The sequence below is a fragment of the Inquilinus sp. genome (assembly GCF_057815775.1).
Window position 1 is genome coordinate 1 of the sequence record NZ_JBYRFX010000684.1, and the last position, 7,650, is coordinate 7,650.

At 67.4% G+C, this 7,650-nt stretch carries 9 protein-coding genes; 2 read left to right on the top strand and 7 right to left on the bottom strand.

Features of this window, described 5'->3' with window-relative positions; genetic code table 11:
- On the top strand, nucleotides 1-459 hold a 459-nt coding region (locus AC3XYG_RS23715), incomplete at its 5' end, for a hypothetical protein (protein WP_489142329.1).
- On the opposite strand, the gene pseH is transcribed toward AC3XYG_RS23715, so the two are convergent.
- The 5 genes from pseH to AC3XYG_RS23740 form a co-directional block, all read right to left on the bottom strand.
- Nucleotides 456-1,010 carry a UDP-4-amino-4,6-dideoxy-N-acetyl-beta-L-altrosamine N-acetyltransferase gene (gene pseH, locus AC3XYG_RS23720; protein ID WP_489142330.1) on the bottom strand — a complete coding sequence of 185 codons (555 nt, stop codon included), beginning with the start codon at nucleotides 1,008-1,010 and terminating at the stop codon, nucleotides 456-458. The genes AC3XYG_RS23715 and pseH overlap by 4 nt on opposite strands.
- A 120-nt stretch (nucleotides 1,011-1,130) precedes the next feature.
- Complete coding sequence (locus AC3XYG_RS23725) at nucleotides 1,131-3,170, bottom strand: elongation factor G (RefSeq protein ID WP_489142331.1); 2,040 nt, start codon at nucleotides 3,168-3,170, stop codon at nucleotides 1,131-1,133.
- Nucleotides 3,171-3,298: 128 nt separating this feature from the next.
- Nucleotides 3,299-3,697, bottom strand: a complete 399-nt coding sequence (locus AC3XYG_RS23730) for a type II toxin-antitoxin system VapC family toxin (protein ID WP_489142332.1) — start codon at nucleotides 3,695-3,697, stop codon at nucleotides 3,299-3,301.
- On the bottom strand, nucleotides 3,697-3,936 hold the full coding sequence (locus tag AC3XYG_RS23735) for a type II toxin-antitoxin system VapB family antitoxin (RefSeq protein ID WP_489142333.1): 240 nt from the start codon (nucleotides 3,934-3,936) through the stop codon (nucleotides 3,697-3,699). Before AC3XYG_RS23735 ends, AC3XYG_RS23730 begins: the two co-directional genes overlap by 1 nt.
- A 57-nt stretch (nucleotides 3,937-3,993) precedes the next feature.
- Entirely contained in the window at nucleotides 3,994-5,283 is a 1,290-nt protein-coding gene (locus tag AC3XYG_RS23740) for an amidohydrolase family protein (RefSeq protein ID WP_489142334.1), read from the bottom strand.
- Between the two features lie 89 nt (nucleotides 5,284-5,372).
- On the opposite strand from AC3XYG_RS23740, the gene AC3XYG_RS23745 reads away from it, so the two are divergent.
- Nucleotides 5,373-5,843, top strand: a complete 471-nt coding sequence (locus tag AC3XYG_RS23745; RefSeq protein WP_489142335.1) for a GNAT family N-acetyltransferase — start codon at nucleotides 5,373-5,375, stop codon at nucleotides 5,841-5,843.
- 18 nt (nucleotides 5,844-5,861) lie between these two features.
- Here AC3XYG_RS23745 and AC3XYG_RS23750 read toward each other — a convergent pair whose 3' ends face one another.
- Nucleotides 5,862-6,479, bottom strand: a complete 618-nt coding sequence (locus AC3XYG_RS23750; RefSeq protein WP_489142336.1) for a sugar transferase — start codon at nucleotides 6,477-6,479, stop codon at nucleotides 5,862-5,864.
- A gap of 285 nt (nucleotides 6,480-6,764) precedes the next feature.
- Nucleotides 6,765-7,517, bottom strand: a complete 753-nt coding sequence (locus tag AC3XYG_RS23755) for a M10 family metallopeptidase C-terminal domain-containing protein (RefSeq protein WP_489142337.1) — start codon at nucleotides 7,515-7,517, stop codon at nucleotides 6,765-6,767.
- Nucleotides 7,518-7,650: the final 133 nt, after the last annotated feature.

A 7,650-nucleotide genomic window follows, 5' to 3' on the forward strand; every position in this document is an offset into this window, starting at 1 on the left:
TCCACCGGGCAGGAGGGGCGGCACGGCTATTTCATCACCCCGACCGGCGTGTTCCCGCACACCGATGCCATCCTCGACTGGCGCGCCGAGGGCACCTTCAACGAGAACCACATCCGCGGCCTCGGCGTGAAAGGCATGCGCGTCTGGGATTTCGGCTGGCAGTCCGCCGAGCGCGGCTGGCAGGCCGATGGCAGCACGGCGGACATCCGCCTGCTCGTGCACGCCACCGATCCGGATTACCTCGAGCAGCGCATCGGCAAGCCGGCCTCAAAGGGATGCGTGCGCGTTCCGGCGGTGGTGAACATCTTCCTGGACCGCCACGGCATCCTCGACGCCGATTACGAGGCGGCGGCCAAGGCCGATCCCCGCTATGAATCCATCCTGCGGCCGGACCGCACCCCGACGCCGCTGGCCGGGAACATGCTGGTGATCGTGGATTCGGCCGGGCTGGCCTCCTAGTCGGTCTGCACCCCGCGCTCCCGCAGCATCGTCACCAGGGCATCGCGCTGCGCCAGATAGTCGCCGCGCAGCAGGCCGAGGACATGGGCGTCGAGGAACTGGCCGCCCTTGCGCACATGCGCGCGCAGCAGCCCCTCCTCATGGAAGCCGAAACGCTTGTGCATCCGCACCACGCCCGGATTGCTGGTCAGCACCTCGCAGCACAGCTTGTTCAGCTTGAGGTCGAGGAAGACGTGATCGAGCACCTTGAGCTCGACCCAGCTGCCGATGCCCTTGCCGCGCAGATCGCTGGCGCCGAGGTAGAAGGCCCAGGAGCATTTGCTGTTCGTCCCGTCGATGTCGACGAGGTTGGCGAGGCCGATCGGCACATCGCCATCCTGGATGATCCAGTAGATCCGGCGCGGGTCTGCGATGGTACGGGCGAACCAGGCGTCGTGCTCCTGCCGCGTGATGACATGGTCGCTGTACTGATGGACCGCGACATGAGGCAGGTTCCGCCAGGTGAACAGCCGGTCGGAATCCGCCGGCTCCACGCGCCTCAGGCTCAGCATCCCCCACCCCCCGGAGTCTCACGACAATCGCCCGTCATAGGCCGTCCCGAAGGCTGCTGCCAAGACGGTCGGGTGGCACGGGGCTTGTCGATCCCCGTGCCACCCTGACTGCGTTGCCGATCAAGCCGCCTGGGCGCGTTTGCGGTCCTCGACCACCTGGTCGGCAAGCCTGCCCGTCAGCTCCTGCAGATGGTCGAAGCGGGCGGTGAAGCTGCCGACGCCGAGCGTGACCGACCGCAATTCGACCGCCAGCCCGTGCATCTCGGATTCCGGCAGCAGATTGTCGATCAGGTCCCAGCCGGTCCAACCCTCGCGCGCGGTCATGCCGAGGATCTGGCCGCGCCGGCTGGAGACCAGGGCATGGACCTTGGCGGTGTATTCGGCCGGCACGGCGATGGTGACCGCCTGGATCGGCTCCAGCAGCACCGGGTCGCAATTCGCCAACCCCTCGGCCATCGCCATCTGCGACACGGTGCGGAAGGCCTGGTCGGAGCTGTCGACCGCGTGATGCTGGCCGTCGGTCAGGGCCACCACGACGTCGACCACGGGAAAGCCGAGCGGCCCGCGCGCCAACCCTTCCCGCGCACCTGCTTCGACCGCTGGGATGAAGTTCTTGGGCACGGTGCCGCCGACCACCTTGTTCTCGAAGGCGAAGCCGCCGCCGCGCGGCTGCGGCCGGATCTCGACATGGATGTCGGCGAACTGGCCGTGGCCGCCGGTCTGGCGCTTGAACCGCGAATGCTGCTTGGTCGGCCGGCGGATGGTTTCGCGATAAGCGGTGCGGGTCGGCACCGTGGTCACCGCGATGTTGAAGCGGCTCTTCAGTCGTTCGACCGCGATCTGCAGCTGGATGTCGCCCTGCCCCGCCAGCGTCAGCTCGCCCGTCGCCTCGATATGGTGGACCGACAGTGTCGTGTCCTCCTCGCACAGCTTGGCCAGCGATGTCGTCAGCTTGACGTCGTCCTTGCGGTCGGACAGCGACAGCGCCACGGCATGGACCGGTTCCGGTGCCGCCGGCCAGTTCCAGGTCGCGTCGGCGGCGCCGTCACCGCGCAGGGTCTGGCCGGTGTCCAGGTCGTCGAGCCGGGCGATGCCGACGATCTCACCCGCCACCGCTTCGGAAATCTTCTGGTTGTCGCCGCCGCGGAGGCGATAGAGCCCGGAGATGCGGCGGCTGCCCAGGTTGCTGTTGTCGGACAGCCGGCCGCTCCACAGCCGGGCCAGGCTGAGCTTGCCGGTATGCGGCTGGTGCTGGGTCTTGAACACGGTCGCCGCGAAGCCGCCCTTGGTGTCGTAGCCGAGCCGCGTCGCCGCCACCTCATGCGACGGCGCCTCGTGTCGCAGCGCCTTCCACAGCCGGGTGACGCCGTTGCCGTGTTCGGCCGAGCCGAAGAACACCGGCACGATCAGATCCTGCTGCAGGTCGCGCTTCAGCTGGGTGTAGATCTCCTTCGGCGCCGGAATCTTGTCCTCGAGCAGCTGTTCCAGCAGCGCATCGTCGAAATCGGCCAGCGATTCCAGCATGGTCTGGCGCGCCTCGTCCTGGCGCGGCTTGAGGTCTCCGGGGGCCTCGATCAGGTCGGAGGACTGGTTTTCGCGCCATTTGTAGGCCCGGCCGCTGACTAGGTCGACATAGCCGGAGACGTTGTCGCCGTCGCGGATCGGCACCTCGCGCAGCACCAGCGGCCGCGCCGAAACCTGCTGGAGGGCGGCGAGCAGGTCGCGCATGCGAACGGCGGCCCGGTCCAGCTTGTTGATGAACAGGATGTGCGGGATGGAACGTTCGTCGAGGAAGCGCAGCAGCGGCGCCAGGATCACGGCGCGGTCGGGGTCGGCCTCGGCCACCACGACGGCGATGTCGGCGACCATCAGGGCCGCCAGCGCATCCTGCGCCAGCTCGACCGAGCCGGAGCAGTCGATGAAGGTCCAGTCTTCGTCGAGATAGCGGCAAGAGGCCAGGTTCGGCTCGATCGTCATCTGGTGCGCCCGGGATTCGGGCGACGCGTCGCCGATCGTGTTCTTCTGGGCCACGCTGCCCTTGCGCGGGATCGCGCCGGCGCTGTGCAACAGCGCCTCCAGCAGCGTGGTCTTGCCGCTCGAATAGGGCCCAACCAGTGCCGCACTCCGATGTCTGGTGGTGGCAGGGCGTTCCTGCGGCATGCGCATCCTCCCTCTGCACGGGCCCGCCGTGCGGATCGGGCGAATGCCCGATCGGCGGGCGCCTTTAGAGGGTCAGGATGACACTTCCGCGACGATCGGCCCAGCCCCGATCTGAGCCGTCCGGGCGGCTACTGCAGGTGGGCCAGATCAGTCTTTGAGAAATCATTTCCTTTGTAGAGCAATGCGACACCGTGCGATTTCGCTGCCGCATAGGCAAAGCAGTCGCCCATGTTGAGCGCGGCCGGGTGGCGCCCTTTCCCGAAACGATCGAATGCCGTCAGGGCGATGCCCATTTCAGCCTCGCCGATCGGCACAATTCGAATATTGCCTGCCGACAGGAAACGCGCGACGACATCCTGCCCTTCGGGCACGCTATAGGAACGGAGGCGGCACAGCACTGCGACCGTTTCATATACGGCGATTGCCGATGTCATCCGGTTGCCGGCCTCAGCGAGGGCGTCGGCAAGCCGGGCGCCTTCGGCCTCGCCGACCAGCATGGCGATCATCGCCGAGTCATCGACAAACATCAGACGTCGCCGCTGAGTTCGTCGAGGAATTGCTTGTCTGCAACGAGACCGGTCGCCGGACGGGACAAAACCTCGGCCCGCAGTTTGGCGATCCGCTCCTGCAGCGGAACCGCTTCATCCTCCCGGCGCAACTCGGCCCGGACAGCCAGCTTCACAGCCTCGGTCAGGCCGATCTGCCGGCGGCGAGCCAGTTCACGCACCAGTTCATCGGCTTCCGCGTCTCGAATGTGAAATGGCATAGGAGGCCTCCATCTATCCGGATAGATAATCCTGGATATCTGTCTAGACAATATTGGTCATCCCGCAATCGACCCCGGCACGAAGGTCGGAACCACGCTTGCCGGGCGGCCGGGCAGGTCCAGCGCGGTCATCCGTTCCGGCGTGCGGGCGATGATGTGGCCGGCACGCAGCACCAAGAGCCGCGTCGCCTTCAGCCGCACCGCTTCGAACGGATCCGCGGCCTGCAGCATCACCAGGTCGGCCCGGCAGCCCGGCGCCAGGCCATAGCCGTCGAGATGCAGGATCTTCGCGGCGTTGGTCGTGACCGCGGCAAAGCACTGGCCGATGGCCTCGAGCGAGGTCGTCTGCCCGACATGCACCGCCATATGCGCGACTTCGAGCATGTCGGCCGAGCCCATGGAGTACCAGGGATCCATGACGCAGTCCTGGCCGAGGGCGACGGTGATGCCGGCGGCCATCAGCTCCGGCACCCGGGTCATGCCGCGGCGCTTGGGATAGCTGTCGTGGCGGCCTTGCAGGGTGATGTTGATCAGCGGGTTGGCGATCGCCGCCACCCCGGAATCGCGCATCAGCGGGATCAGCTTCGAGACATAGTAGTTGTCCATCGAATGCATCGAGGTGAGATGCGACCCCGTCACCCGGCCGCCGAGGCCGAGGCGGTGGGTTTCCGCCGCCAGCGTCTCGATATGGCGCGACAGCGGATCGTCACTCTCGTCGCAATGCAGGTCGACCGGCAGGCCGCGCTCCGCTGCGATCTCGCAGAGGCGGCGGACCGAGGCGGCGCCGTCCGCCATGGTCCGTTCGAAATGCGGGATGCCGCCGACCACGTCGACGCCGAGATCGAGCGCGCGCAGCAGGTTCCGCTCGGCGCTGGCGGAGCGGTACAGCCCGTCCTGCGGGAAGGCGACCAGCTGCAGGTCGAGATAGGGCGCGACCCGGCGCTTGACCTCGAGCAGCGCCTCGACCGCCAGCAACCGGTCGTCGCAGACATCGACATGGCTGCGGATCGCCAACAGCCCCTGCGCCACCGCCAGGTCGCAATAGGCCAGCGCCCGGGCGATCACCGCCTCCTGCGTCAGCTGCGGCTTCAGCTCGCCCCACAGCGCGATGCCTTCGAGCAGCGTGCCGGAGCGGTTCAGCCGTGGCAGCCCGAGCGACAGCGTCGCATCCAGGTGGAAATGGGAATCGACGAAGGGCGGGGTGACCAGCCGGCCGGTCGCATCGATCTCCTGCCGCCCTTCCGCCGCCAGCCCGGCCTCTACAGCGACGATCCGCCCGCCCTCGATGCCGATATCGATGCCCGAACGGCCGTCGGGCAGGTTGGCATGGCGCAGGACGAGATCCATGGCGGGGCTGGCTTTCCTGAAATTCACTGAGCGAATGATGCCGCGGACGATAGCATGCGGCCCGAAGAGCGAAAGACAGGAGAGCACCCATGCTCACGACCACATGGGGCGACATCCGCCGGGCCCGGCCCGACGAGGCAGATGCGATCCGGACGCTGGTCCGGCGCGCCTATGCGAAATGGATCATCTCGGTCGGCGCCGAGCCGCGGCCGATGAAGGCGGATTATGTCCGCGCCCTGGCCGAACATGAGATCTGGGCCATCGACGGCAGGGTCGGCTGCATCGCACTGATCGAGCTGAAGCCGGAGCCCGACCATCTGCTGATCGTCAATGTCGCCGTCGACCCGGGCCACCAGGGCCAGGGGCTCGGCCGGCGGCTGCTGACCTTCGCCGAGACCGAGGCTCGCCGGCGCGGCGTGGCCGAGCTGCGGCTGTACACCAACGTGCGGATGTCCGAGAACCGCGCCCTGTACGCCGCCTATGGCTACCGCGAAACCCACCTGGAGGAACGCGGGGAGTTCACCATCGTCCACATGGCCAAGGCGATCGCAGCGGAGTGAGGATCGCCGGCTCCGGGCTCAATAGGCCCCGGAGCGGACGAAGAACACGCGCGGCGTCACGGCCAGCAGGACGATGTCCCCCCAATAGGACCAGCGGCGGACATATTCGACGTTGAGGCGGATCCGGGTCTCGTAGTCGGTGTCGCTGCGGCCATAGATCTGCCAGACGCCGGTCATGCCCGGCCGGACGCTGTAATAGTCATGGATCGCGACGCCCCAGCGCTCCTGCTCCTCGACGAACATCGGGCGCGGGCCGACCAGGCTCATCTGGCCCTTCAGGACATTGAGCAGCTGCGGCAGTTCGTCGAGGCTGGTCTTGCGCAGGAAGCGGCCGATCGCGGTCACGCGCGGGTCGACCTTCAGCTTGAAGCTGGTCTCCCATTCCTGCCGCAGCACTGGATCCTTGGCCAGCAAACCCGCCAGATGCGCGTTGGCATTGGGCACCATGGTGCGGAACTTGTGGCAGAAGAAGACGTGCCCATCCCGGCCGACGCGCTTGTCGCTGTAGAAGATTCCCGGCCCGGAGCGCCGGATCAGGATGGCGCAGGCCAGGAACAGGGGCGAAAACAGGGCCAGGCAGACCAGGGACAGCGCGATGTCAGTCAGACGCTTGGCGGCCAAGCTGAAACGGCCCATCCGCAGGGCCCCTTGCTGCGCGCCCAGATGTGGCACGGAATCGGCAATCGCTGACTGGACAGGAACGTCGGATGGCATTTTTCGACCCTCAGCAGTAAAGACACGACAGACACGAACGGCATCCCCCGATCCGTCGCCACAACGCGACCCAATCCGTTCCTAGCCTGAAGAGAGGAACGCCCCCTACTCCCATTTGGGAGGGTGAGCGTTCGCTATGGCGTCCGATTGCGGCAATAACCGGGCTAGAACCGCGCAGTGGCCGCCTTTGTTCCGGGCGGGCGGCCGTTACAGCACGAAATCGCCGGCGGCCAGGGTAATACCACCCGTCAAGGTGATGGCGAAATCGCCGATGCCGTCGCCATTGACGTCACCGGTGACCGTGGTGACGCCGCCGGAAATGCCCTCGTGCAGCTCACCGGCATGGTGGCCATAGGCCGCTGTGCCGATGAAATGGAACGCCTGATCCCCGGCCACCGTGGTGTTGGCGTCGATGCCGTGCAGGTCGATGCGGTCACCCTGGGCGTGGCTGAAGTCGTTGATCCGGTCGGCGTTGGCGCCCACCGGGCTGTCACCCAGCGCGGTGAAGACGAAATGGTCGGCCCCGGCACCGCCGGTCAGGCTGTCCTTGCCGCCGCCGCCCTGGAGCACGTCGTTGCCGCCATTGCCGACCAGCGTGTTGGCCACGGCGCTTCCGATCAGCGTGTCGCTCCCCGACCCGCCATAGACGGCCTCGATCGAGGTCAGCACGTCGCCTTCGGCATTGCCGCCGTGGCCGATGCCCGCCGCCAGGTTCACCGTCACCGCCACCGTGCTCTCGGTGTACAACACCGTGTCGAAGCCGGCGCCGCCGTCGAGGTGGTCGGCCCCGGCGCCGCCACGGAGGACATCGTTGCCGTTCCAGCCCCGCAGCGTGTTGGCCCCGCCGTCACCGGTCAGCGTGTCGCTGCCCTGGCTGCCGGAAATGGTCTCGATGCCGACCAGCGTGTCGCCCTGGGCGTCGCCGCCGCTGCCGGTTCCGGTGGCCAGGTTCACCGTCACCCCGACCGTGCCGCTGTAATAGCTGGCCGTATCGTTGCCCAGCCCGCCGTCGAGATGGTGCGCCCCCGCCCCGCCCGGGTGGGCGTCGTTGCTGTCGACGCCCTAGAGCGTGTCAGTGCCGCCGCCACCCTCA

Excerpts from the sequence above, each read along its gene's own strand:
- pseH (WP_489142330.1), bottom strand. The coding sequence starts at position 1,010 with ATGCTGAGCCTGAGGCGCGTGGAGCCGGCGGATTCCGACCGGCTGTTC.
- AC3XYG_RS23725 (WP_489142331.1), bottom strand. The coding sequence starts at position 3,170 with ATGCCGCAGGAACGCCCTGCCACCACCAGACATCGGAGTGCGGCACTG.
- AC3XYG_RS23730 (WP_489142332.1), bottom strand. The coding sequence starts at position 3,697 with ATGTTTGTCGATGACTCGGCGATGATCGCCATGCTGGTCGGCGAGGCC.
- AC3XYG_RS23735 (WP_489142333.1), bottom strand. The coding sequence starts at position 3,936 with ATGCCATTTCACATTCGAGACGCGGAAGCCGATGAACTGGTGCGTGAA.
- AC3XYG_RS23740 (WP_489142334.1), bottom strand. The coding sequence starts at position 5,283 with ATGGATCTCGTCCTGCGCCATGCCAACCTGCCCGACGGCCGTTCGGGC.
- AC3XYG_RS23745 (WP_489142335.1), top strand. The coding sequence starts at position 5,373 with ATGCTCACGACCACATGGGGCGACATCCGCCGGGCCCGGCCCGACGAG.
- AC3XYG_RS23750 (WP_489142336.1), bottom strand. The coding sequence starts at position 6,479 with ATGGGCCGTTTCAGCTTGGCCGCCAAGCGTCTGACTGACATCGCGCTG.